Source organism: Ferrimonas sp. (genome assembly GCF_048263965.1).
In the GTDB taxonomy this organism is placed as follows: Bacteria; Pseudomonadota; Gammaproteobacteria; order Enterobacterales; family Shewanellaceae; genus Ferrimonas.
This window is the reverse complement of the sequence record NZ_JBLXDO010000012.1, coordinates 45,284-68,355: the sequence shown is the minus strand read 5'-3', so window position 1 is coordinate 68,355 and position 23,072 is coordinate 45,284. Positions and strand designations below refer to the sequence as shown.

18 protein-coding genes are annotated in these 23,072 nt (G+C 59.6%); 12 read left to right on the top strand and 6 right to left on the bottom strand.

The window, feature by feature from the left end; genetic code table 11:
* Nucleotides 1–72: 72 nt before the first annotated feature.
* Nucleotides 73–1,476, bottom strand: a complete 1,404-nt coding sequence (locus ACN0RV_RS12090; protein WP_417347849.1) for a wax ester/triacylglycerol synthase family O-acyltransferase — start codon at nt 1,474–1,476, stop codon at nt 73–75.
* Nucleotides 1,477–1,921: 445 nt separating this feature from the next.
* Between ACN0RV_RS12090 and ACN0RV_RS12085 the strand changes: the two genes are divergently transcribed.
* The 7 genes from ACN0RV_RS12085 (at nt 1,922) to ACN0RV_RS12055 (ending at nt 10,314) form a co-directional block, all read left to right on the top strand.
* A complete protein-coding gene (locus tag ACN0RV_RS12085) occupies nt 1,922–3,559 on the top strand; it encodes a methyl-accepting chemotaxis protein (RefSeq protein ID WP_417347848.1) in 1,638 nt (545 codons plus the stop codon).
* A gap of 197 nt (nt 3,560–3,756) precedes the next feature.
* Nucleotides 3,757–4,515 (top strand): TetR/AcrR family transcriptional regulator, encoded by a 759-nt coding sequence (locus ACN0RV_RS12080; RefSeq protein ID WP_417347847.1) that lies wholly within the window; start codon nt 3,757–3,759, stop codon nt 4,513–4,515.
* A gap of 72 nt (nt 4,516–4,587) precedes the next feature.
* Complete coding sequence (locus ACN0RV_RS12075; RefSeq protein ID WP_417347846.1) at nt 4,588–6,540, top strand: DNA topoisomerase III; 1,953 nt, start codon at nt 4,588–4,590, stop codon at nt 6,538–6,540.
* Between the two features lie 122 nt (nt 6,541–6,662).
* Complete coding sequence (locus ACN0RV_RS12070) at nt 6,663–8,210, top strand: YjjI family glycine radical enzyme (RefSeq protein ID WP_417347845.1); 1,548 nt, start codon at nt 6,663–6,665, stop codon at nt 8,208–8,210.
* Nucleotides 8,201–9,100: a YjjW family glycine radical enzyme activase gene (locus ACN0RV_RS12065; RefSeq protein ID WP_417347844.1), complete on the top strand. Its 900-nt coding sequence runs from the start codon at nt 8,201–8,203 to the stop codon at nt 9,098–9,100. The genes ACN0RV_RS12070 and ACN0RV_RS12065 overlap by 10 nt, the downstream gene beginning before the upstream one ends.
* A 68-nt stretch (nt 9,101–9,168) precedes the next feature.
* Nucleotides 9,169–9,789 carry a PolC-type DNA polymerase III gene (locus ACN0RV_RS12060; RefSeq protein ID WP_417347885.1) on the top strand — a complete coding sequence of 207 codons (621 nt, stop codon included), beginning with the start codon at nt 9,169–9,171 and terminating at the stop codon, nt 9,787–9,789.
* A 45-nt stretch (nt 9,790–9,834) separates the two neighbouring features.
* Complete coding sequence (locus ACN0RV_RS12055) at nt 9,835–10,314, top strand: L,D-transpeptidase family protein (RefSeq protein ID WP_417347843.1); 480 nt, start codon at nt 9,835–9,837, stop codon at nt 10,312–10,314.
* Between the two features lie 9 nt (nt 10,315–10,323).
* On the opposite strand, the gene ACN0RV_RS12050 is transcribed toward ACN0RV_RS12055, so the two are convergent.
* Entirely contained in the window at nt 10,324–11,052 is a 729-nt protein-coding gene (locus tag ACN0RV_RS12050) for a GTP pyrophosphokinase (RefSeq protein ID WP_417347842.1), read from the bottom strand.
* 124 nt (nt 11,053–11,176) lie between these two features.
* Nucleotides 11,177–12,889, bottom strand: coding sequence for a hydrogenase maturation protein (locus ACN0RV_RS12045; protein ID WP_417347841.1), 1,713 nt, complete (start codon nt 12,887–12,889; stop codon nt 11,177–11,179).
* Between the two features lie 328 nt (nt 12,890–13,217).
* On the opposite strand from ACN0RV_RS12045, the gene ACN0RV_RS12040 reads away from it, so the two are divergent.
* A complete protein-coding gene (locus ACN0RV_RS12040; RefSeq protein WP_417347840.1) occupies nt 13,218–13,919 on the top strand; it encodes a tellurite resistance TerB family protein in 702 nt (233 codons plus the stop codon).
* Between the two features lie 293 nt (nt 13,920–14,212).
* Here ACN0RV_RS12040 and ACN0RV_RS12035 read toward each other — a convergent pair whose 3' ends face one another.
* Together ACN0RV_RS12035 and ACN0RV_RS12030 are read right to left on the bottom strand one after the other, a co-directional pair.
* Nucleotides 14,213–17,362 (bottom strand): efflux RND transporter permease subunit, encoded by a 3,150-nt coding sequence (locus ACN0RV_RS12035; protein ID WP_417347839.1) that lies wholly within the window; start codon nt 17,360–17,362, stop codon nt 14,213–14,215.
* Nucleotides 17,363–17,374: 12 nt separating this feature from the next.
* Nucleotides 17,375–18,520 carry an efflux RND transporter periplasmic adaptor subunit gene (locus ACN0RV_RS12030; protein ID WP_417347838.1) on the bottom strand — a complete coding sequence of 382 codons (1,146 nt, stop codon included), beginning with the start codon at nt 18,518–18,520 and terminating at the stop codon, nt 17,375–17,377.
* 537 nt (nt 18,521–19,057) lie between these two features.
* Here ACN0RV_RS12030 and ACN0RV_RS12025 point away from each other — a divergent pair.
* From ACN0RV_RS12025 to ACN0RV_RS12015, 3 genes are all read left to right on the top strand, one after another.
* The gene (locus ACN0RV_RS12025; RefSeq protein ID WP_417347837.1) at nt 19,058–19,306 is read left to right on the top strand and encodes a hypothetical protein; all 249 of its coding nucleotides are present in this window, start codon (nt 19,058–19,060) and stop codon (nt 19,304–19,306) included.
* 221 nt (nt 19,307–19,527) lie between these two features.
* Complete coding sequence (locus ACN0RV_RS12020; RefSeq protein ID WP_417347836.1) at nt 19,528–20,271, top strand: outer membrane protein OmpK; 744 nt, start codon at nt 19,528–19,530, stop codon at nt 20,269–20,271.
* A gap of 149 nt (nt 20,272–20,420) precedes the next feature.
* On the top strand, nt 20,421–20,636 hold the full coding sequence (locus ACN0RV_RS12015) for a hypothetical protein (RefSeq protein WP_417347835.1): 216 nt from the start codon (nt 20,421–20,423) through the stop codon (nt 20,634–20,636).
* Between the two features lie 48 nt (nt 20,637–20,684).
* Here ACN0RV_RS12015 and ACN0RV_RS12010 read toward each other — a convergent pair whose 3' ends face one another.
* The gene (locus tag ACN0RV_RS12010; protein ID WP_028109490.1) at nt 20,685–21,959 is read right to left on the bottom strand and encodes an O-acetylhomoserine aminocarboxypropyltransferase/cysteine synthase family protein; all 1,275 of its coding nucleotides are present in this window, start codon (nt 21,957–21,959) and stop codon (nt 20,685–20,687) included.
* Between the two features lie 223 nt (nt 21,960–22,182).
* Here ACN0RV_RS12010 and ACN0RV_RS12005 point away from each other — a divergent pair, with 223 nt between their 5' ends.
* Entirely contained in the window at nt 22,183–23,052 is an 870-nt protein-coding gene (locus ACN0RV_RS12005; protein ID WP_417347834.1) for a hypothetical protein, read from the top strand.
* Nucleotides 23,053–23,072: the final 20 nt, after the last annotated feature.

Here is a 23,072-nt window from a genome sequence, read left to right as displayed (position 1 = left end):
ACGAATCATCGCCCCCCTGCGGATCAACTCTGTCTAATCTATCTTGCCTGGCCTCTGGCTTGCAAAGGCAGCTTATTGAAGTTGCTTGTTCTTTTCTCTGTTGGCCAGTTCCAGTGTCACGTTAAGCAGGTCCAGCTCCAAGGCTGTCAGGGCTTTACTGATGTAGGGGATCAGCTTGTCGGCATCCGCCAGGGCGCTGTGGCAGGCGGCGATGCCGATGTTGAGCTGACCGTCATAGCTGAACATGGTGATGTTCAGGCTTTGCCCCGGCAGCAGCAGTGAGAAGGGGGTAATGGAGCGGATGGTGGCACCATAGAGGTAACGCTGCTCCTTGGGCCCGGGCACATTGGAGATGATCAGGTTGCTGATGGCGGGCAACTTGGTGTCCAGCCCCAGGCGCCCGATCAATAGCATCAGGGCATTAGTGACCACCGACAGATTCATAAAGGCGGTGGGCGAAAAGCTCTTGGCTTCGTGTTTGATCTGCCGACTGGAGATCATGATCTCCTTGAGCCGTTCTGTGGGCTGGTTCTGCCTCCTGCCCAGCTCTATCAGGGCTGGGGAGAAGTGGTTGTCGCGGGTGTCCCCCTCCCCCTTCATGTTCACCGGCATGATGGCCACCAGAGGTTTGTCACTGGGGTGCTGGTGTTCAATCAGGTACCGGTGCAGGGCGGCGTCACAGATGGCCAGCACCACCTCGTTGATGGATGCCCCGGTAAACTGGCTGATGCGGCGAATGGAGCTCAGAGGCAGGCTTCCCCAGGTGATGACCCGCTCGCTGTGGGGCCCCTGGTTGAACAAGGTGCGCTCTGCGGTGAAGGGGATAGGCAGCCGGCTGATGCTGGGGTAGAAGGCCCTGGAGAACAGCTTTCCGGTGAGCTTAGCCAGATTGGGCAACTCCTGAACCTGATGGTAGAGGGAGTGGGCAAAGTCGTAGGCCAGCTTGAGGGTTGGGTTTGGGCTGCGGTGGCGGTGTTTGGAGAATTGCCAGAAGGCCGGGCTGACGATGGCATCGGGGTCGGCGCTGAGCATCTGCTGCATCAGTGCACTGAGCTTCATGCCGTCGGCGCAGGCGTGATGAATCTTGACGTAGATGGCGACCATGTCGTCGGCCAGCCCTTCGATCAGGTGACACTCCCAAAGAGGTTTGTGCCTGTCCATCTGTTTGCTGTGGATAGCCTCCAGCAGGCTTTGCAACTGCTGCTCTCCCCCATGATCCGCCAGATGATGGCGGAACAGGTGCTGATTCAGATCCAGTCGGGAACGGCGTTTCCAACTGGGCCACAACCCCGGGCCGAAGTGGAGCACTCTATTGAAGGGGGCGTGGACCTGTTCACAGCTCATCATGTGGTCGAACAGCCTGTCGGCGTAATCCGGATTGTCCGGCTCAACCAGAATCAACCCGCCCACATGCATGGGGGTGGCGCGTGTTTCAAACAGGACAAAGGAAGCATCGATAAGGGACAAGCGAGCCATTGGGGCGTACTCCATGTGGGTCTTCGGTCATTACCGGCCAACGCCTCTCCTTCGGCACTGGTCTGTCCTCCTAAGGTATGGGGGAGAAGGGGCTCGGTCAATGAGCTGGATCTAAACAAGGGAGGTTTTTTTACCATTAACTGGAATTAATTTGAGATCTTTAGCTGGAAGTGAGTGTTGCGATGTGTGAGCTGGCTCAAATTTGGCCGCTTCGCCAATCTTTGAAAGATTAGCTAGGTAAATCAGATGAATACAAGGAGGCAAAAAAAGAGTATTTACTCAGCTTTTTACAGGCCCATAACCCCATGTTGGCGGATGTGAGAAGCTGTGAAAACCTGGCCCGAAAATACCATTACAGCTTGATGCTAGCCTGCCGCTAACCCCTGTAAAGCGGGCTTACCGCGTACGGATTACAAGAGTCTCAGCATTACTTAAGGGCCGATATATGAAGCTTCTCCGTCATCTCAGCATTAGCAAGAAACTGATGTTCGCCAACCTGGTGGGCATGTTGCTTTTGCTCCTTGGGGCAGGTTTTGCCCTCTACAGCCAGGTCACTGTGGTCGGCTATTACCAGCAGGTGTTGCATAGGGATGTGGTGGCCAGGGAGCAGGTGCTCACCCTGGAAGTGGATTTCAAAGCGCAGGTACAGGAGTGGAAAAACGTCCTGGTGCGAACCTACAAGGAGCAGGACCGGGAAAAGTATTGGGGTAAGTACCTGAAGGTCGAGGCCAAGGTACGTGAACACGCCGAGTCTACGCTGGTTCTGCTCAGAGAACTGGATGCCGGACTGGCCAGTAAGTTGGAGGCGTTTATCGAGGCGCACAGGGTGCTGGGGCAGAAGTACCGCGAAGGCAGGGAGTATCAGTTAGCAAACGGCTATGATGCTGCCGGCACAGACACCCTGGTTCGGGGGATCGATCGTGCGCCGGCCAAGAGCCTGGATGCTCTGGTGGACGCCATGGCGGAGTCTCAGGAGAGGGCCGTCATCGAACAGCAGCAGCATGCGGACCAGCAGCTGATGCTGGCCATGGTGGCCCTTGCCCTGGCTTTTGCCCTGGCACTGGTGGTGGGGGGCATGGTGAGCAACGGCTTCATCATTCGTCCCATGCGCAGTGTCGGCGAGTTTTTGCGTGAGCTGGCGTCCGGGAACTTTACCACCCAGCTTACTCTGGAGCAGAAGGATGAATTGGGCAAACTGGCCGGGGATGCCAGAGAGCTTCAGCAGCAGCAGGTGGCGATCCTCAACCAGTTGCACCAGGTGTCGACTCAACTGACCAGCCAGTCTCACACCCTGCAGCGGGAGATGGGGGAGACCGCGACCGACATCCATGACCAGAACTCGCAGACTGATCAGATGGCCAGTGCCATGACCGAGATGGTGGCGTCCATCTCCCAGGTCAGCTCCAGTGCCCAGGTGGCGGCCAACAATGTGGGGGAAACCAACGGTCGACTGGGTGAGAGTAAGCGTAACCTCAACGAAACCAAGCAGAACATCATCGAGCTTCAGGGGGCGGTGAGTCACTCTGGTCAGGTGATGCAGCGCCTGGAGCATGAGAGTCAGGAGATAGGAGCGATCCTGGATGTGATCCGCACCATCGCCGAGCAGACCAACCTGCTGGCGCTGAATGCGGCCATCGAAGCGGCCAGGGCCGGTGAGCAGGGGCGCGGCTTCGCCGTGGTGGCGGATGAGGTGCGCTCTCTGGCGTCGCGAACCCAGGAGTCCACTCAGCAGATTCAGACCATGATTGAGCGGCTGCAGAGAGAAAGCCAGGAGGCGGTGGCTTCCATCCAGCATGGCCAGCAGTTCGCCGACGTGTGCGCCACTCAGGCCACCGAGGTGGATGAGATGCTCAGCCTGGTGACCGATGAAGTGGGGCAGTTGAGTCAGATGAATATGGAGATTGCTGCCGCTGCCGAGGAGCAGAGCCGTGTCAGCGAGGAGATCAGCCAGAGCGTGTTGCGGGTCAAAGAGGTGGGCGAGTCGGTGGAGCGCAATGCCTCCGAGGCCCAGCAGGTCGGGGAGGAGATCGCCTCCCAGGCCAATGAACTGCAGCAGTTGATTGGACGCTACCGTCTCAGCTGAATGAGGGGCCCCGCAAACGCGGGGCCTTCTCGTATGCGTAACCGGGCAAGGGTGGCGCAAGCCTGATTTTGGGGAAACGGATCTCAAAACCGAGAGTGGTTCAGTTTAACCGCCTAGGATTGTTGAACGCAGTCACAACAAAGTTTTCTGGAAACCGCTAATTTCGGCCTTTAGGGTTGAGAGAATACAAATACAAAATGCATTGTCCCGTCGATCGCCAGACCCAGGCCCTCTGCCAGTCGCTATTGCAGGTAGTTGAACGACTGATTGAGGAGAAGGGCATTGTCTCCTTTAATTTCCCCGATATTGCCAAGGTTGCCGGGGTATCCCCGGACACAGTCAACGCCCTGTTTGAGTGCAAGGAGGATCTGCTGCTGTGCTTGTTTCTGCGCAGTGCCGCTGGCGGTGATATGGAGGGGGCCCTGAGGCGTTATCCTCACCTGAGTGCCCAGGAGCGTTTTCTGATTCCGTTGATCACCGTGCTGGAGATGGTCAGCCGCAATCCCACTTTCATGGCGCTTTACTCCATTTCCGCCAACTTCAAAGTGTGGCCGTTGGCCAGTTGTGAGCGGGTAGACCGGCTTCGTGAGCGGGCCAACCGTTTTATCGAGCTGATACATCGATTGGCGAATCAGGCCAGAGCGGCTGGGGAACTGCAGGAAAGTGATGAGCGGCTGCGGCTCCTGGCTCAGATGGTGTACTTTCAGTTGTATGGTCAGTCCACCGCTTATGAAAGCCGACTGGTGAACAAATTGGATGAGCAGCAGCGCAGCCGCGTGCAGATGGAGAGCATCCTCACCATAGTTAACGCTTTCAACTGGAGTTCGTCCGTGGATGAGCCCCTCTACCTGAAGCTGGCCCAGCTGGTCTCTAATCATATTGATCTCAATGGTAGTAATGTTGCCTCCTGCAGCCGCTGCCTGACAGCTAATCCGCCCAGTTGTCGTCAGGCCTGATGCCCCTTCCCCGGTTCACACCGGAGCCTCCTTTCGCTACACTACTGTCTATTCATACAGTGAGTGAGCGCCATGAGACTCTACATCGCCGAAAAACCCAGCCTGGGGCGGGCCATCGCTGCCGTGCTGCCCAAGCCCCACAAGAAACATGAGGGCTACATTGAACTGGGCAATGGCGATTGTGTCAGTTGGTGTGTCGGTCATCTGCTGGAGCAGGCGGAGCCGGGAGACTATGACGAAAGCTGGCGCTCCTGGCAGGAGCAGCACCTGCCCATCGTTCCCGGCGACTGGCAACTCAAAACCCGTAAGGGGTGTCATAAGCAACTGACGGTGTTGCGCAAGCTGATGAAGCAGGCGGATGAGCTGGTGCACGCCGGCGATCCGGACAGGGAAGGGCAGCTGCTGGTGGATGAGGTGGTGCATCACTGCAAGGTGGCCCAGGCCAAGCGCCAGGGGATGAAACGGCTGCTGGTCAGCGACCTGACCCCGGCGGCGGTCACCCGAGCCCTGGGGCAGCTGCGCAGCAACCGTGACTTTGTCTCCCTATCGGTCTCCGCCCTGGCCCGCTCCCGGGCCGACTGGCTCTATGGCATCAACCTGACCCGGGCCTACACCCTGCAGGGGCGCAAGGTGAACTACTCCGGTGTGCTGTCGGTGGGCCGGGTGCAGACGCCGCTGCTGGGGCTGGTGGTGCGCCGGGATCTGGCCATCGAGTCCTTCGTCTCCAAGCCCTTCTATGAAGTGCTGGCTCATCTCACTACCGAGGCGGGCGAGGCGTTCACCGCCAAGTGGGTGCCCAGTGAGGCCTGCAAACCTTACATGGACGAGGAGGGCAGGGTACTAGCGCGGGGGCTGGCGGAGAACGTGGCCGGGCGCATTACCGACCAGCCCGGCAGTGTCTCCTCGTTGTCGAAGAAGCGCAAGAGCCAGGGGGCGCCGCTGCCCTACAACCTGTCCGCCCTGCAGATCGATGCGGCCAAACGTTTTGGCTTCAGTGCCCAACGGGTGCTGGACCTGGCCCAGGCGCTCTATGAACGGCATCAGCTTATCACCTACCCCAGGTCCGACAGTCGCCACCTGCCCAGTCAGCAGCATGGGGACGCTCCCCGAGTCGCCGCCGCCATCGCCGCCAACAGCGATGCCCTGTCACAGGCGGTGGAGGGCGCGGACACAAGCCGGCGGGGCAAGGCGTGGAACGATGCCAAGGTGGATGCCCACCATGCGGTGATCCCCACCGACAAGCGCGGTGCCGGCAGCCTCTCTGCCGACGAGAGAAAACTCTATGAGCTGATTGCCCGTCAGTACCTGCTGCAGTTCTACCCTGATTACCGCTTCGATGAAACCAAGGTGGAGGTTACCATAGGCACGGGCCTGTTCCGGGCCGCCGCCAAGGTGCCGGTGGAGATGGGCTGGAAGGCGCTGTTCCCCAAAAAAGAGAAGAGCGACGACGAGGTGAGCACCAATCTGCCTCAGCTGAGTGAGGGTCAGTCTCTTCATTGCCAGCGTGGTGAGGTGGTGGAGAAGCAGACCCAGCCCCCTAAGCATTTCACCGATGCCACCCTGCTGGCGGCCATGACCAACATCGCTGCCCATGTGACCGACAAGGCGCTCAAGAGCATCCTCAAGGAGACCGACGGACTGGGCACCGAGGCCACCCGGGCCGGCATCATCGAGCTGCTGTTCAAGCGTGGCTTCCTTAGCCGCCAGGGCAAGCAGATACGGGCCACGGAGGCGGGCCGGGCGCTGATCGCCAGTCTGCCCGAGAGTGCCACCACCCCGGATATGACCGCCCGCTGGGAGTCGGCACTGGAGTCGATACGGGAGCGTCAGCTCAGTTACCAGGGGTTTATGGGCCCCTTGACCGAACAGCTTCAGGCCCTGGTCTCGGGTGCCCGGGAGCATCTGCCCGAATCCCTGCGAGGGGTGTCGGCCCCCAGCCGGCGCGGCAGAAAGGGATCGCGCAGTCCGGGTCGAGGCAGTCGCGCGGCTAAGGGCCGTAAAACCAAGGGTAAATCCCCGGCATAGCGGGGTTAAGCGGCGCGGCCCGACGCGGATTTGTGATCTGGGTTCACCCAATTTCGACCATCAGGGGCGAAAATGGGGGCAGTTGAAGTCTTGGCCCGACGCGGCCCGGTGGTTGATCGCCCATGTCTCAGATAGAACAGTTGCAACAGGCCGTGCTCGGCCACATCACCAATCCCAATCTCACCCTGCCGCAGAAACAGCTGGCCCTGGCTCAGTTGGCGGAGTCTCTGCTGCCCAGAAACCCCTATGGCGAGGAGGTAGAGCAGGCGTTTGAACGGGGCATTCTCCACGACATGTTTGAGAGTCAGAGCCCCTTTAAGCCCAGGTATGTCTTGCCGGATTACGCCAAGGCGATGGCCCAGGGCAGTGAGTTTCTGGAGCTGGCGCCACCGCAGGATCTGGACGAGGCGCTGAACTTCCTCTCCATCCTCTATCTCAATGTGCCTTCGGTGACCGGCTACCCGGTGTTCCTCGGCCACCTGGACCAGTTGCTGGAGCCCTTTGTGGAAGGGGTGAGTGACAGCGCACTGGAGAAGGCCCTGACCCTGTTCTGGCAGCGGCTGGATCGTACCCTGCCCGACTCCTTCGTTCATGCCAATCTCGGTCCCCAGGACAGCCGGGTCGGGCGGATGATCCTCAAGGTGGATGCCAAGCTGGCTCAGTCGGTGCCCAATTTGACCTTCCGTTACCAGGAGGGGGTGACTCCGGACGACCTGCTGCGCCGGGTGACCGACAACATCATCGCCTGCAACAAGCCCCATGTGGCCAATCATGAGGCGATCGATGCCGAGTTTGACCAGGGCTATGGGGTGGTCAGCTGCTACAACGCCCTGCCTCTGGGGGGCGGTTCCCACACTCTGCTGCGTCTGAACCTGATGCGCTCTTTTGAGCTGTGTGATGGCAGCGAACAGGACTACATCGACAATGTGGTGCCCCATTGCTCAGAGCTGATGGCCAGCGCCTTGACCCACCGCATCCGTTTCCTGGTGGAGGAGTCCGGCTTCTTTGACCATCACTTCCTTTGCAAGGAGGGGCTGGTCTCCCTGGACCGCTTTACCGCCATGTTTGGTATCTACGGGCTGGCGGAGCTGGTGAATCAGTTGATGGATGCCCAGGGCATGCCCGGGCGTTATGGCCTGGATCGGGAAGCCACCGCCCTGGGTGAGCGCATTGTCGCCGCCTACCGTCGTCAGGTGGACCATCTGGAGATGATCCATTGTGAAGGGGGGCTGATGAGGCTGCACTCCCAGTCCGGCATCTCCTGCGACAAGGAGGAGACCGCCGGTACCCGCATTCCCGTGGGCAGTGAGCCGGATCCCCTGAGTCATATCCTGGCCTGTGCCCCCATGCATCAGTATTTTGACGGCGGCATCAGCGACATCTTCGGTCTGGATCCCACCATACGCCACAACCCCGGGGCCTTGGAGCGGCTGGTCAGTGGCGGCTTTGGCATGGGCCTGAAGATGTTCACCGCCAACCTGTCGGACAACGATCTGGTTCGGGTCACCGGCTACATGGTGAAGCGATCTGACATCGATAAGTTCCGCCATCAGGCGGAGCGGCATAACTCCACCTGTCTGGGAGCAGAGGCGGTGGACGTGGTGAAGATTCTTGAGCGTCAGGCCAGGGTGGTCAGCCAGGAGCAGCACCCGGTTTCCCTGTGGAAATAAGAACCCTGACCCCAGTGGCTCCCCGGCCCGGGGTGGTGAGCCGCATCCTGCCATTCAGCTGTGTGGATGGTCCGGGCAGCCGCCTGGTGGTGTTCTTCCAGGGGTGCAACATGGACTGCCCGGGCTGTCACAACCCCCAGACCATAGGCCAGTGCAACCATTGTGGCGACTGCATCGAGCACTGCCCCAATGACGCGCTGTCCCTTGACCGTGGCTCCGGCCAGCGCAAGCGCAGATTGTGTGACGAAAGCCAGTGTCAGAGCTGCGATCTCTGCCTGCCTCACTGCCCCAGAAGTGGCAACCCCAATGCGGTGAGCTTTGGTGTGGCCTCCTTGGTGGAGCGCATCGCCCGTCATGCCCCTCTGCTCGATGGCGTCACCTTCTCCGGCGGAGAAGCCACCTTGCAGCGCCAGTTTCTGGTCAGGTTGTGCGATGCCCTGGACAGGGAGGCGTGCACCACCCATCTGGGGCGGCTGATCGATTCCAACGGCCTGCTGGCGGCGGGCCACTGGCCGGCTTTGTTGGAGCGGGTAGATGGGGTGATGCTGGACATCAAGGGGATGGATTCGGCCATCCACAAGCGCCTGACCGGCCGGGATAACCAGCAGGTACTGGCCAGTGCCCGGTTGTTGGCTCAGGCGGGTAAACTGGCGGAGCTTCGCTGGCTGGTGGTGGAGGGCGTCAATGACGGCGACGACGAACTGACGGCACTCATCGAGCTTTACCACTCACTGCCCAACCCTCCGGCGCTTCGCCTCAATCGCTATCAGCACCACGGTGTCGGCGAGCGGGGCCAGAGTATGGCCGAAACCACCTCAGAGCGGATGGAAGCCTTGTATCGCCAGCTGTCTGAAGCAGGTGTCACACTGCTGCCCTTGGTGCGCCTCTGAGCTGTAAACCCGGCTGACCTTAGGGTAAGCTTGGCCACCCATCTGCTACTGGAATGCTTATGCCTCCTTTGACTCAAACGCCTGCCGATACCCTGGTGGTGCTCGATTTTGAAACCACCGGCCTCTCTCCCAATCAGGGGGACAGGGCCATAGAGATCGGGGCGGTCAAACTGCATCAAGGGCAGGTGGTCGACCGGTTCCAGCAGCTGATGAACCCCGGGTTTCGGGTCAGTGGTTTCATCGAAGGCTATACCGGCATCACCAACGCCATGTTGGCGGGCGCGCCTGGGTGCGATGAGGTAATGGATGGATTCGCCGACTTCATTCAGGGGGCCAATTTGGTGGCCCACAACGCGTCGTTCGATCAGCGCTTCCTGGACGCCGAGCTGGCGGCCATCGGCCGGGACTATGCCGGAGATTTTGTCTGCTCCATGCTGCTGGCCCGCCGTCTCTATCCCGAGGCGCCCAACCACAAGCTGGGCTCCCTGGTGACTTTCAAATCCATTCCCCATGATGGCGTGTTTCACCGTGCCCTGGCCGATGCTCAGATGACCGCCGATCTGTGGATGGCGATGCTGGCGGATCTGCACGGAGACTGGGGAGTGAGTGCCCCTCTCTTTGCTCAGTTGAAGAAGCTGTCCAAGACCCCCAAGGCCCAAGTTGCCAGGGTGCTTGCCTCTCTGGCCTGAGCCAGAAGAAACTTGAACTCTTTGTAGATCATGGAGGAGACCGGAGTGAATAAAGGCCTGTGGTTGCTGGCGATGGCTCTGATGAGCGCCCCTGCCCTGGCCCAGGTGGATCTGGTCAGGGTAGATAAGTCTGACGGTCGGATGGAACTGGTGGAACAGGGCGAGGTAGTGCGCAGCTACTCCGTGGCCTTTGGCGCCAATCCCCAGGGGCATAAGCAGCAGGAGGGCGATGAGAAGACCCCGGAGGGGCGCTACATCCTCGACTACGCCAAAGAGGATTCCAGCTTCTACCGTGCGATGCACATCAGCTATCCCAATGAGCAGGACCGGCAGAGTGCCGCAGAGCGCGGCGTCTCCCCGGGAGGCCTAATCATGGTGCATGGCCAGCGCAACGGCCTGGGGTGGCTGGCGCCCCTGACACAATGGTTCAACTGGACCGATGGCTGCATCGCTTTGACCAATGACGAGATGGACGAGTTTATGGCTTTGGTACCCGTGGGGACGCCCATCGAGATTCGCTGGTAGCAGCCCGGCTTAATCTCCGCCCTTTATCCCCTCATGGGAGGAGGGCTTTATCTGCTCCTTGGCAAGATCCTGGTAGGCATCACGCAGGGTTAACAGGGAGTTGTCCTCATTGCACAGGCGGCTGGCGATCTCAGCCAGAATTCGCTCGTAGAAGCGGTTGTTCACCCCGGCGCTCTGGGCCTTGTAGTGGAACTCGTGGGTAATCTGACCCCAGGCATCCTGAAGCATGGTGCGGATCTGAATCTCACACACCATGGAGCCATCCTGAATCTCCACCTCACGGCCACTGCGGTGCACCCTGTCATAACCGACGTCCGCCAGCAGATGGATGGAGCGATAGCCTGACGGCTTGGGATCGTCGATGTAGTCTTCGACCTCGTCGTGGATGGTGAGGTGTTTGGAGCCGGCGATAAACTTCTCCATGCCACGACAGTCGTCCACAAACCAGCACACCACCCGGGCGCCGATGAGGTCCTGTATCACTTCCGTGGGGTAGTAGAACTGGGGCCAGCCACGCTTCTCCAGTTTTTTCAGAAAGCTGCCCAGGCTCTTTACTCGGGTGGTGATGGTGATGGCTTCCTGGGGCAGGGCGTTTTCCAGGGTGTAAGCCTGGGCCAACTGACTCAATCGAATATTGAGCAGGTCGCTGATCTGCTCCATATCCTTACCATAACGCTCGTAGAAGCGGATTGCCCGGGCCTTGAGATCCTCGGGGGTGAGGGTACGTCCTTGATTCATGGGATCCTCGTGAATATCCATCAAGTCCTTAACTATCCCTATTTTATATCAATAAGTTATCTTTCGTCGCCTGGCTTTTTGGGAGTGAGCTTGGCCCCTGGGAGACAGGGGCCTATCGAGGGCGTCAGCCGGTGCGCTTCACCAGGGGGTTGGTATAGACCAGCCTCTGTGGGGTGGAGCAGGGGCATACCTTGTAGACAAACTCCTTGCGCAGCCTGTGGTAGTGGCTGTCTGGCTCGTAGAAACAGTGGTGCATCTTGGTCAGTTCCTGGCGGCGGTACTCCGCCAAGGGGTGCTGGGCTTCATGCCTGGCCCGGGTCCGGGTCTTGGCTTGCAACTTGCTGTGAAATTCGTGATCACTGGCCAGGGTCAGGCAGTAGTCGCTCAATTGGCGCTCATAGTGAGACTGGGTTTCCTCGAGCACCTTGTCGACCAACCCCAGTTTGAGTGCCTGGGTGGTCCCCACCGGCAGACAAGCCTGGGTGAGCTGGCGTGCCCTGGCTTCGCCGACCCGTTTGGGTAGGGAGTAGGTCCAGTACTCAGAGCCATAGAGGCCCATGCTCTGGTAGTGGGGGTTGAGGACAATACCCTCCCTGGCCACCACCTGGTCGCAGGCCAGCGCCATCATGGCGCCGCCGGCACCGGCGTTGGCACCCAAAGCGGCCACGGTGAGCTTATCGTCGGTCAGCAGGATCGCCTTGACCAGATCGTTGATGGCGTTGATGTTGCGCCAGGACTCGTCGGCGGGATTGTCGGCCGCCTCAATGTGATTGAGGTGGATGCCATTGCTCCAGAAATCCTCTCCACCCATCAGCACCAGCACACGAGTGTCCTGTCGGCAGGCTGCCTGATAGGCGTGGAGCAGACGATGGCACTGGCTGGTGCCCATAGCGCCGTTGTGAAAATCGAAGTGCAGATAGCCGACGCCATCCGCTTCACGGTAGCGGATCTCCTGAAAGCCCGGAGCGGTCATCTCCGGAAGCAGCGGCGGTGCCAACTCAGGTACCCCATCCAGGTGGGCCTTCAATACCCAGGAGGCAGGCAGCTTGAACTGAGGGGTGTCGCTTTTGAGCTTCATATGGCTGACCCAGATGGCGCCATCTGTGGTGGCGATGCACAGGGCGCCGTCACGGGTAGCCAGGGGCGTCTTGGGCAGGGCGCCGCCCAGGGTCGACTCCGGGTGAGCGCCATAGAGGTAGACCAGTTCACCGTAGAGTTCGGTGAGAACGCCAGGGAAGCTGTCGGCGGCGCGAATTTTGCGAAGGATGGTGTCACTGTCGTCTGCCAGCCAGTCAATGCTGCGCATTGGCTGTTTCATCAATGGCTTGAGTTCGCCCTTGACCTTGGGGTCGCTGTAGTCCAGAGGTTCGGGGCGAAACCCTTTGTCCGCTACCCTGGTCATCAGCTCCTGGACCAGCTTCGAGGCCATGGCGGTGACGTCGCGACGGTAGAGGCTGGCCTTGGAGGCAGGCCGCATGGGGAAATTGCCTGTGGACCAGATATCACCGGCGTCCATCTCGGCATCCGCCTGCAGGGCGGTCACGCCCCACTCGGTTTTCTGGTCGATGATGGCCCAGTCCAGGGAGGAGGGACCGCGGTCCCCCTGAATGCCAGGGTGGATGATGATGCACAGGCGCTGCTGCCAGATATCATCGGGGATGCGGTGTTTCAGGAAGGGGCAGAGGATCAACTCGGGCTCGAACTGCTCCACGGCGTCACGGACCTCGGATTCATTGCCACCGAGCACCACGCTCAGGGTATGGCCCTGGGCTTTGAGTTCACCATAGATACGTTGAGACAGGCCATTAAAGGCCGTGACCAGCAGTAATACCCGCATGAAAGACGATACCTCCCCACTTCAGTCCTTCCGGCGCGGCCCTGGGCCGCATATTGGTTGCCAATGGTGAATCATTTTCATGGCCAAGGAAAAGGGCAAAGGATGCGCGGCTTCACAAAAGCGGTATTAAGTTTGCTACTTTTTGTTCTCAACTCGGCAAAGGAATGGCTACAGGGTCACCTCTGCAGGGTGCCAATGTCTGGTTACAAAGGCAGGCTTAACAGGGGCTCAGAGCTCGTCTATGCTGGAAACGTTCAGAAAAACAACGGTATGGGCATAGCGAATGCCGCTCTCCGCGAGGGGAGGCAAAGAGATCTGGAGGGAATGGATGGATTTCAAAGGGTTACTTAATCAAGTGATGGCCAGTGGCGGTGACATGGCCAAGCAGGCCAAGAGCGGGCTGAGTCAGGGCAGTGGTCAGGGAGGCATGTCCGACATGACCAAGGGAGCCATTGGCGGCGCCGTGGGCGGCAGCTTGCTGACCATGCTGGTGGGCTCCAAGAAGGGGCGCAAGATGGGCAAGAAGGCCGCCAAACTCGGGGGGGCCGCCGCTCTGGGGGCCTTGGCCTACAAGGTGTTTAACGATTGGCAGGCCAATCAGGGGGGCCAGGCGGAAAGCCCGCAGAGCGCTCAGCCAACTGCTCAGCCCCAGGCGGTGGCTCAGCCTCAGGCGCTGCCCGCCCCCACAGAACAGCACTCCATGGTGGTACTCAAGGCGATGATCGCCGCCGCCAAGTCAGACGGTCATGTGGATGACGAGGAGAAGGGGCGCATCTTCAAGGCGGTGCACGCCATGGGCGCCTCTGCCGAGGTGAGCCACTTTGTTCAGCAGGAGCTGGATAAGCCCCTGGATCCCACCGAAGTGGCGGCTGCGGTATCCAGCCCGGAGGAGGCCGCCGAGGTCTACCTGGCGTCGGTGATCATGGTGGATGAGCAGAACTTCATGGAGCAGGCTTATCTTAAGGAACTGGCCAATCAACTGCAGCTGCAGCCGGAGCTGGTGGCCCAGCTGGAAGCGCAATTGGCCTGAGTCAATCGCCCTAGACAAAAGCCCCGCAATGCGGGGCTTTTGTCGTTCTAGGGCGTGTTTATCTTTGGTGTCTAGAATTTGGCCGAGGATGACGACGACTAATCAAGAAGTTCGATTGTAGACATAGTTGTTCTACGTCAAAATCGAACGACGACGAGTAGTGGTCGTCAGTCCGGCCCCGAAGGGCGCTTCGCTCACTCTAGGTACCCATACATGTTAGGCACATTGCCGATACATCGAGGCCGCAGTGGCTGGGTGCCGGCGCAAAAATACTCAGCAAAGGTCAACACGCCCTAAGACTCGGCTTCCAGCGGTTGAGGTGTCGCCTCAGGCTGCTTGCGCTCCTTGGGACTGAAGATGCGTTCCACTATCACGAAGAACAGCGGCACGAAGAAGATCCCCAGGAAGGTGGAGCTCATCATCCCCCCCAGTACGCCGGTACCGATGGCGTTCTGGGCACCGGAGCCCACGCCGGTACTGATCGCCAGGGGCACCACGCCCAGACCGAAGGCCAGAGAGGTCATCAGGATGGGGCGCAGACGTACCCGCACCGCGTGCAGGGTGGCCTCGATGAGACCGGCACCTTTCTCGTAGTACTCCTTGGCGAACTCCACGATGAGGATGGCGTTCTTGGTGGCCAGACCCACGGTGGTGAGCAGGCCCACCTGGAAGAACACGTCGTTGGACAACCCGCGGCCATAGGTGGCCAGCAGGGCGCCGATGATCCCCAGAGGCACCACCAGAATTACCGCGAAGGGCACAGACCAGCTTTCATACAGCGCCGCCAGCACCAGGAACACCACCAGGATGGACAGGGCGTACAGAGCCGGAGCCTGGTTGCCGGAGAGCCGCTCCTCGTAGGAGAGGCCGTTCCACTCGATGCCGAAGCCTGGAGGCAACTGACCGGCCAGACGCTCCATGGTCTCCATGGCGTCACCGGTACTGATGCCCGGGGCGGTGGCCCCCTGGATGTTCACCGCCGGCAGACCGCCGAAACGCTCCAGGCGGGGGGAGCCATACTCCCAGTGGCCGGTGGCAAAGGCGGAGAAGGGCACCATTTCACCCTGGTTGTTGCGCACATACCAGGTATCCAGATCCCCAGGCTGCATGCGGTATTCCGCCTCACCCTGGACGAACACCTTCTTCACCCGGCCGCGGTCGATGAAGTCATTGACGTAGGCGCCACCCCAGGCGGTCGCCAGGGCACTGTTCACCTCGGTGATGTTCAGTCCCAGGGCGCGCAGTTTGCCGTGGTCAATGTCCAACTGGTACTGAGGGGCGTCCTCCTGGCCGTTGGGACGAACACCCACCAGGCTGGGTTCCTGAGCGGCCATTCCCAGCAGTTGGTTGCGCGCCTGAATCAGGGCGTCGTGGCCCTTGCCGCCCTTATCCTGCAGATAGAGATCGAAACCGTTGGCGGTGCCCAGCTCCAGTACCGCAGGGGGCACGAAGGCAAACACCAGGGCTTCCTTGATCTGGGAGAAGGCCCCCATGGCCCGTCCTGCGACGGACTGCACATCGGTCCCCGGCGCGGTGCGCTCATCCCAGGGCTTCATGTTAACAAAGGCCAGACCCATGTTCTGTCCCATGCCGGCGAAGCTGAAGCCGGATACGGTGAACACCGACTCCACCGAGTCGCCTTCCTGTGCCAGAAGGTAGTCGTTCACCTGATCCAGCACATTCTGGGTGCTCTCCTGGGTGGCGTTGGCGGGCAGAATCGCCTGAACAAACATCACCCCCTGATCCTCATCAGGAAGGAAGGCGGTGGGCATGCGCAGGAAGATCCAGCCAGTGGCCACCACCAGCACCAGGTAGATGCCAAACACCCGGCCGGTGCGCTTGAGGATGCCGCCAACGCTGCCCTCATAACGGTCGGTCCAGCGGTTGAAACTGCGGTTGAACCAGCCAAAGAAGCCTTTGTCGGTGTAGGCGTGTCCCTTTTTCACCGGCTTGAGCATGGTGGCGCACAGGGCCGGAGTCAGGATGATGGCCACCATCACCGACAGCGCCATGGCAGAGACGATGGTGATGGAGAACTGACGGTAGATCACCCCGGTGGAGCCGGACATAAAGGCCATGGGCACGAACACCGCAGACAGGGTCAGGCCGATACCCACCAGGGCACCGGTGATCTGATCCATGGACTTGCGGGTGGCCTCCAGGGGCGAGCAGCCCTCTTCGGACATCACCCGTTCCACGTTTTCCACCACTACGATGGCGTCATCCACCAGCAGGCCGATGGCCAGTACCATGGCGAACATGGTCAGGGTGTTGATGGAGAAGCCGGTGGCCGCCAGGATGCCGAAGGTCCCCAGCAGCACCACGGGCACCGCAATCATGGGGATCAGGGTGGCGCGGAAGTTCTGCAGGAACAGGTACATGATCAGGAACACCAGTACGATCGCTTCCAGCAGGGTGTGCACCACGCCTTCGATGGACTTGCCGACGAAGGGGGTGGTGTCAAATGGCAGCACCACATCCAAGCCTTCGGGGAAGTAGGGGCGCATCTCATCCATCTTGGCCATCACCGCCTCGGCGGTGGCCAGGGCGTTGGCGCCGGTGGCCAGCTGAATCGCCAGACCCGAGGCGGGCTGGCCGTTGTAGAAGGAGGTCACCGAGTAGCTCTCGGCGCCGATCTCCACCCGGCCCACATCCCCAAGGAATACCTTGGCACCGTCCATATCGGACTTGAGCACGATGTTGCGGAACTCCTCAGGAGTCTGCAGCCTGGACTGGGCCGATATGGTGGCGTTCAGCTCCTGGGCAGCCACCGAGGGGGCGCCGCCGAGTTGTCCGGCGGACACCTGAGCATTCTGCTCGCGGATGGCCGCCACCACGTCGCTGGTGGTCAGGTTGAACTGGTTCAGCTTCAGGGGATCCAGCCAGATGCGCATGGCGTACTGGGAACCGAACAGGGTGATGTCACCCACCCCGGGCACTCGGCTCATGGGGTCCTGAATGTTGGCGGCCACGTAATCGGCGATGTCCGCCTTGTCCATGGAGCCGTCCTGGGACACGAAGCCCAGTACCATCAGGAAGCCGCTGGAGGACTTGTTGACGCTGATCCCTTGGGCCTGCACCTCCTGGGGCAGCAGTGGCATCGCCAGCTGCAGCTTGTTCTGCACCTGCACCTGGGCGATATCAGCATCCGCCTCGGCGTTGAAGGTCAGGGTAATGGTGGCGTTACCAAAGCTGTCACTCTGAGACGCGATGTAACGTAGGTGGTCCAGTCCGGTCATCCGCTGCTCGATCACCTGGGTGACCGTGTCTTCCACCGTCTTGGCCGAGGCGCCAGGGTAGTTGGCACTGATCTCGATGGTGGGTGGCGCGATGTTGGGGTACTGGGACACCGGCAAAGTGGTGATGGCCAGGGTGCCGGCCAGCATCACGATAATGGCGATCACCCAGGCAAAGATGGGGCGATCGATAAAGAAACGAGCCATGAACTCTCCCCGTTATTTGGATGCCATCTGGGTGATCTCCTGGGCCACCACGGTGGCGCCGGGACGGATCTTCTGCAGCCCCTCGGTGATCACCTTGTCGCCGGGTTTGAGGCCGGCGGTGACGCGCCACTGGTGATCAATGGCCTGGGCCGTGGTGATCACCCGAGCTTCCACCTGGTTGTCTGCGTTGACCACCATGGCCATGCCCTCACCCTTGGGATTACGGGTGACCGCCTTCTGGGGCACCATCAGTGCCTGAGGATCGGTGCCGACCACCATGCGGGTGCGGACAAACATGCCGGGCAGCAGCAAGCCGTCCGGGTTGGGGAACTCGGCGCGCAGGCTGACTGAGCCTGTGCCCTCATCCACGGTCACTTCGGCAAACTTCAGGGTGCCGCGGTGAGTGTACTCGGTGCCATCTTCCAGAATCAGGGTGACTTCGGTGGTGTCAGATTGCATCAGCTTGCCTGAGGCCAGCTGAGACTTGAGCTTGAGCATCTCGGTGCTGGACTGGACGATGTCCACGTTGATGGGGTCCAGCTGGGAGATTTGTGCCAGTGCCTGCCCCTGGTTGGCGGTCACCAGGGCGCCGGGGGTCACCGCAGAGCGGCTGATGTGGCCGGAGATGGGCGCCTCGACCTTGGTGTAGTCCAGGTTGATCTCGGCCTGGTTGATGGCGGCCTTGGCCATCTCCACGCTGGCCTTGGCCTCCATCCAGGCGGCCTGAGCCAGATCCAGATCCTGCTTGGAGATGGAGCTGGTGTGGATCAGTTCCTTGTAGCGGTTGTAGGTGGCACGGGTGGACAGCTCATTGGCTTTGGCACGCTCGAGATCCGCCTTGGCGCTGATAAGTGCCGCTTCATAGGGGGCCGCATCGATCTGATACAGGGATTGGCCTGCTTCCACCATGCCACCTTCGATGAAGCTGCGGGCGGTGATCACCCCGCTGACCTGAGGGCGCACTTCGGCGTTGAGGTAGGCGCGGCTGCGACCCGGCAGCTCGACACTGATCGCCTGGGCGTGTGGGGTGGCGGTCACCACATTGACCTGGGCGGCCCGTTGACCACCAGGGGGTTTGGCTGCGGGCTCTTCTGTGCCACAGGCAGACAGAGACAGGGCTACGGCCACCGCCGTGGCCAGCTTCAGCGAATGCCGCATCTGGACTCCTAGTTTTAGAATAGACTGTGCTCGCCCGGGGGGCGGGCTAAATAAGCAAAGAGAAAAGAATAAGACGGTATTTATCTCATACTTTCCACCTGTATAACAAGACAACAATGTGCGACAAATTGTAAGAGAAACGCCCAGTGTAAAGTCGCAGATTGCACTGGGAGAAGTGACAGTATTAATTTGAGGTGAAATGATGATGACTCGAATGGTGTTGTCGATCTGTGCTTTGATTTTATTGGTGTTTTTCTTGCGCCTGGAGGCTGGTGCTGGCCTTTTTTAACTCATGTTGGCCTATGGGAAACCCTATTTGTCCATGATGAAACCTTAGAAAAATACTTCTGCTTATGCGGAAACACAAATTTGGTTCAGCTTAGGTTAAGACGTGGCGATTGCACACAGTTAAAATAGGTTGTCAATATGTCACCATGCTATTTCATTTAAATTGTCACTCTTGGGAAGCAAAGCGTTGATTGTTGTTCTTTGGCGACCATAAAGGTAGTCTGAGAATCCAAACCACAGGAGTTTCCCATGTCGATGTCGGCCATTCACAGCGGCAGCCAGCTGATTCAACAGAGCCAGGCCCAACTGGATAGGGATGCTCACACCATTGCCTCCGCTCAAGTGGAGAGCGTCAACCCTCAGCAGAGTGCCGCCAAGCCCTCGGTGGAGAGTGCTCTGCTGTCCGCCACCCAGGCGCCGCTCTACGGCGCCGCAGGTGCTACGGTACTGCGCCGCAGTGATGAGATGCTTGGCAACCTGCTGGACACCACCGCCTGACCCCCGGTCTGGCTGATGAGATCCAGGGCACAAAATCGTCCCTTTCTTGAGCCGGTGTTTATATATTAAGCGCTGGTTACCAAAGTTTTTGAATTGTTGAGTGTTGTTCTCTATATTGCCCGGGTTTTTCCATGAAAAGACCACTCTTCCCATGGGGAAATTCCTAACTATAAAGAAAATGGCGGGGCCCACCCTGCCTGCTGTATTAAGGTAACCCTACAATGAGAAAGACTACCCTGGCGCTGGCCCTGCTTGCGTCCATGCCTGCCCTTGCCCAAAGCCCAATCCAGTGGTGGGACGCCAGTGCCACTCTGCTTCACGGCGAAGACTATGACCTGGCTCCTTCCCACCGTCAGACCACTGTGACCCTGGAAACCGCCGGTGGCTTCAGCTATGGCGACTGGTTCGCCTTCTACGACATGATCGACTTTAACGGTACCGACGAGTCTGCCACCTATGGCGAGATCTCTCCCCGTTTCAGCTTCGGCAAGATCTTTGGCAAAGAGCTGGCGGCTGGCCCGGTGACCGATCTCTCCCTGGCGCTGACCCAGGAGTTTGGTCGCGGTCCCGTAGAAGCCCTGCTCTATGGTGTGGGTGTGGATCTGAAGGTGCCCGGTTTCACCTACCTGCAGTTGAACACCTACAAGCGTGATCCTCAGAGTGGCAACAACCTGAGTGAAGGTTGGCAGCTGACCCCTGTGTACCGCTTCGATATCCCGGTAGGCAATGCTGCCCTGGTGGTTGATGGTTACATTGACTGGGTGTTCTCCTCCGACAACGCCGCCTACGAAGAGAACCTGCACATCAACCCTCAGATCAAATATGACCTGGGCCGCTCCCTGTTCGGTGAGTCCAAGTCCAACAGCCTGTTCATCGGTATCGAGTACGATTACTGGCAGAACAAGTACGGCGTGAAGGGTATCGATCAGAGCACCTACTCCTTTATCGTGAAGTATCACCTGTAAGGGAACTGCACGATAGACAAGGGGCCATCTGGCCCCTTTTCTTTTGAGCGCCGCTCGGCCATTCTGAGCTCATACCAAGGGCATCAAGCACCTTGTCATTCAGTTGAGCTGGCCGAGTCTTGATTGTGCTTGGTGTCGGGGAGGGAACAATGGTTAAGGTTGATCTGTTTGGCAAACCTGTCGTGGTGATGCGCGTTGGTGAAGAGTGGCAGTTGTTTCGTGAATCGGACACAGGCCTGCTCAGCCGGGTGCATGAGGTGGTGTTTCCGCCGGACATGGATGAGTCAGAGCTGTGTGGTTACCTGGATGATATTTTCCATGAATTTGCCAGTGAGCGTCACCCTGGGGTGAGGCTCCGAAGCTAAAAGGGGCCGTAAGGCCCCTTTGTTGTCATCAGCGCAGTGACCTTGGTATCACTCCACTTTTTCCAGAGCCTGGGAGATATCGGCGATGATGTCGTCGATGTTCTCGATGCCCACCGACAATCTCACCAGATCTTCACTCACCCCGGCCTTGGCCAGCTCCTCTTCGTTTAGCTGTCTGTGGGTGGTGGTCGCGGGGTGGCAGGCCAGAGATTTGGCGTCACCGATGTTCACCAGTCTCAGCACCATCTGCAGGGCGTCGATAAACTGGGCGCCGGCCTCGCGGCCACCGCGGATGCCGAAGCTGAGGATGCCTGACGCCTGGCCACCACAGAAGCGTTGGCAGTTATCGAAATGGGGGCTGGCGGGCAGCGCGGCGTAGTTGACCCACTTCACCTTGAAATGATCGGACAGGTAGGCCGCCAGCTTCTTGGCGTTGTAACAGTGACGCTCCATCCTCAGCCCCAGGGTTTCCAGCCCCTGCAAAATCAGGAAGGCGTTGTGGGGGGAGATGGCGGCGCCGGTGTTGCGCAGCGGCACCACCCGGCAGCGGCCGATAAAGGCGGCTTCGCCAAGGGCCTCGGTATAGACCACTCCGTGGTAGGAGGGGTCGGGTTCATTGAGAATGGGGAATCGCTCCTTGTTGGCCACCCAGTCAAACTTACCGGAGTCGACCACGATGCCACCCACCGCGGTGCCGTGTCCGCCGATGTACTTGGTCAGGGAGTGGATGACGATGTGGGCGCCATGCTCGAAGGGGCGACACAGGAAGGGAGTGGCCACGGTGTTGTCCACGATCAGTGGTACCCCATGTTTGTCGGCGATGTCCGCCAAAGCCCGTAAGTTCACCACATTGCCCGCCGGGTTACCGATGGACTCACAGAAGATCGCCTTGGTGTTGGCGTCGATGGCGGCATCGAAGCCGTCGAAGTCATTGGCATCCACCATACGCACTTCGATGCCCTGCTTGGGCAGGGTGTGGGCAAACAGGTTGTAGGTGCCGCCGTAGAGCTGGCTGGTGCTGACGATGTTGGAGCCCACTTCACACAGGGTCTGGATGGCGTAGGTGATGGCGGCCATGCCCGAGGCCAGGGCCAGTGCGCCGATGCCCCCCTCCATGGCGGCAACCCGCTTCTCCAATACGTCTGTGGTGGGGTTCATGATGCGGGTATAGATGTTGCCCGCCACCTTGAGATCGAACAGATCGGCCCCATGCTGGGTATCGTCGAAGGTGTAGGAGGTGGTCTGGTAGATGGGGACCGCTGCCGCCTTAGTGGTGGCTTCCGACTCGTAGCCGTGGTGCAGTGCAAGGGACTCCAGCTTCATACTTCTACTTCCTATTTTTTCGGGATGAACAGATTACTTTATCACCAACTTGGTGCAGATAAATAGTCGCTTTGGTTAAATAACTATTTAATCTGATTATGGTGAAACAGAACCATTCTCTCCTTCTTACAGTTGCTTACCCCAGGTTGCGCCTCCTTACCCTTGGCCAACTGGCGGCGGGTTAGTCTCAGTTTGACCCCACCTAAGACACTAAGGAGCCCCAGTGAAGCAACCGACCCTTCTGGCCCTGGCGACCGCCCTGGTCCTGGCTGGCTGTAACGGCAGCAGTGGTAACAGTAACAGCAATAACAACACCGGCAGTGGTGGCACCACGCCGCCGACCACAGGCGAGTCTGCTCTGGAGAAAGCCCTTCCCCTCTCCATCGATGTATTCGGAGTGACCATTCGGGCCACGGCGAACATCGATCGCACCAAGATGTTGCACGCCGCTCAGGTGATGGCCCAGTACCTGGACAACGATGAAAACGGCCTGGTGGATAACGAGGCGGTGGTGGAGAAGCTGGTGGCCAGCAAGGCGACTCTGGTGATGGTGCCCAAGGAGTCTGACATGGAGGCGTTGGGTGACAAGCTGGATGGTCAGGGGACCGTTCAGGATCTCTATGGCGCCGAGGTGCATCCCGGTGGTTCCAAGCCCGGCGTTTTCGATGCCACCTTGGAGGAGGTGCTGCACCTGATCACTCATGGTGGTTATTCTCAGGTGTACCCCAAGATCTTTGGCGAAAAACCGGAGAGTCAGATTGCCGATGCCATGGACCAGGCCCGGGGCGGACGTTTTACCGCCATTCCCGCCAAGTACCCGGAGGGGGCTTGGTACACCTATGACGACAGCACCTGTGACTACAGTTGCATGGTGACCGAGTACACCTACTGGGCGCTCACCTCCCTGCTGGGGGCTCAGGCCTTCGAGGGACGGCTGGAGGAGATTCAGCAGGAGTGGAAGCTCAATACCCCGGAGAAGGTTCAACTGGGGGACCCGGCGGCTTATACCCTGCTCACCAACGGCGAGTATGGCCTGGCCACCAAGCTGCCTGATGGCAACTACAGCTATAAGACTTTCACCATCAAGGAGTAGTCAGCCTTTTCGCGACAGCA

Bases quoted from the DNA above. Each gene is read 5' to 3' on its own strand.
- ACN0RV_RS12090 (WP_417347849.1), bottom strand. From the start codon at position 1,476: ATGGCTCGCTTGTCCCTTATCGATGCTTCCTTTGTCCTGTTTGAAACA.
- ACN0RV_RS12085 (WP_417347848.1), top strand. From the start codon at position 1,922: ATGAAGCTTCTCCGTCATCTCAGCATTAGCAAGAAACTGATGTTCGCC.
- ACN0RV_RS12080 (WP_417347847.1), top strand. From the start codon at position 3,757: ATGCATTGTCCCGTCGATCGCCAGACCCAGGCCCTCTGCCAGTCGCTA.
- ACN0RV_RS12075 (WP_417347846.1), top strand. From the start codon at position 4,588: ATGAGACTCTACATCGCCGAAAAACCCAGCCTGGGGCGGGCCATCGCT.
- ACN0RV_RS12070 (WP_417347845.1), top strand. From the start codon at position 6,663: ATGTCTCAGATAGAACAGTTGCAACAGGCCGTGCTCGGCCACATCACC.
- ACN0RV_RS12050 (WP_417347842.1), bottom strand. From the start codon at position 11,052: ATGAATCAAGGACGTACCCTCACCCCCGAGGATCTCAAGGCCCGGGCA.
- ACN0RV_RS12045 (WP_417347841.1), bottom strand. From the start codon at position 12,889: ATGCGGGTATTACTGCTGGTCACGGCCTTTAATGGCCTGTCTCAACGT.
- ACN0RV_RS12040 (WP_417347840.1), top strand. From the start codon at position 13,218: ATGGATTTCAAAGGGTTACTTAATCAAGTGATGGCCAGTGGCGGTGAC.
- ACN0RV_RS12035 (WP_417347839.1), bottom strand. From the start codon at position 17,362: ATGGCTCGTTTCTTTATCGATCGCCCCATCTTTGCCTGGGTGATCGCC.
- ACN0RV_RS12030 (WP_417347838.1), bottom strand. From the start codon at position 18,520: ATGCGGCATTCGCTGAAGCTGGCCACGGCGGTGGCCGTAGCCCTGTCT.
- ACN0RV_RS12025 (WP_417347837.1), top strand. From the start codon at position 19,058: ATGTCGATGTCGGCCATTCACAGCGGCAGCCAGCTGATTCAACAGAGC.
- ACN0RV_RS12020 (WP_417347836.1), top strand. From the start codon at position 19,528: ATGAGAAAGACTACCCTGGCGCTGGCCCTGCTTGCGTCCATGCCTGCC.
- ACN0RV_RS12015 (WP_417347835.1), top strand. From the start codon at position 20,421: ATGGTTAAGGTTGATCTGTTTGGCAAACCTGTCGTGGTGATGCGCGTT.
- ACN0RV_RS12010 (WP_028109490.1), bottom strand. From the start codon at position 21,959: ATGAAGCTGGAGTCCCTTGCACTGCACCACGGCTACGAGTCGGAAGCC.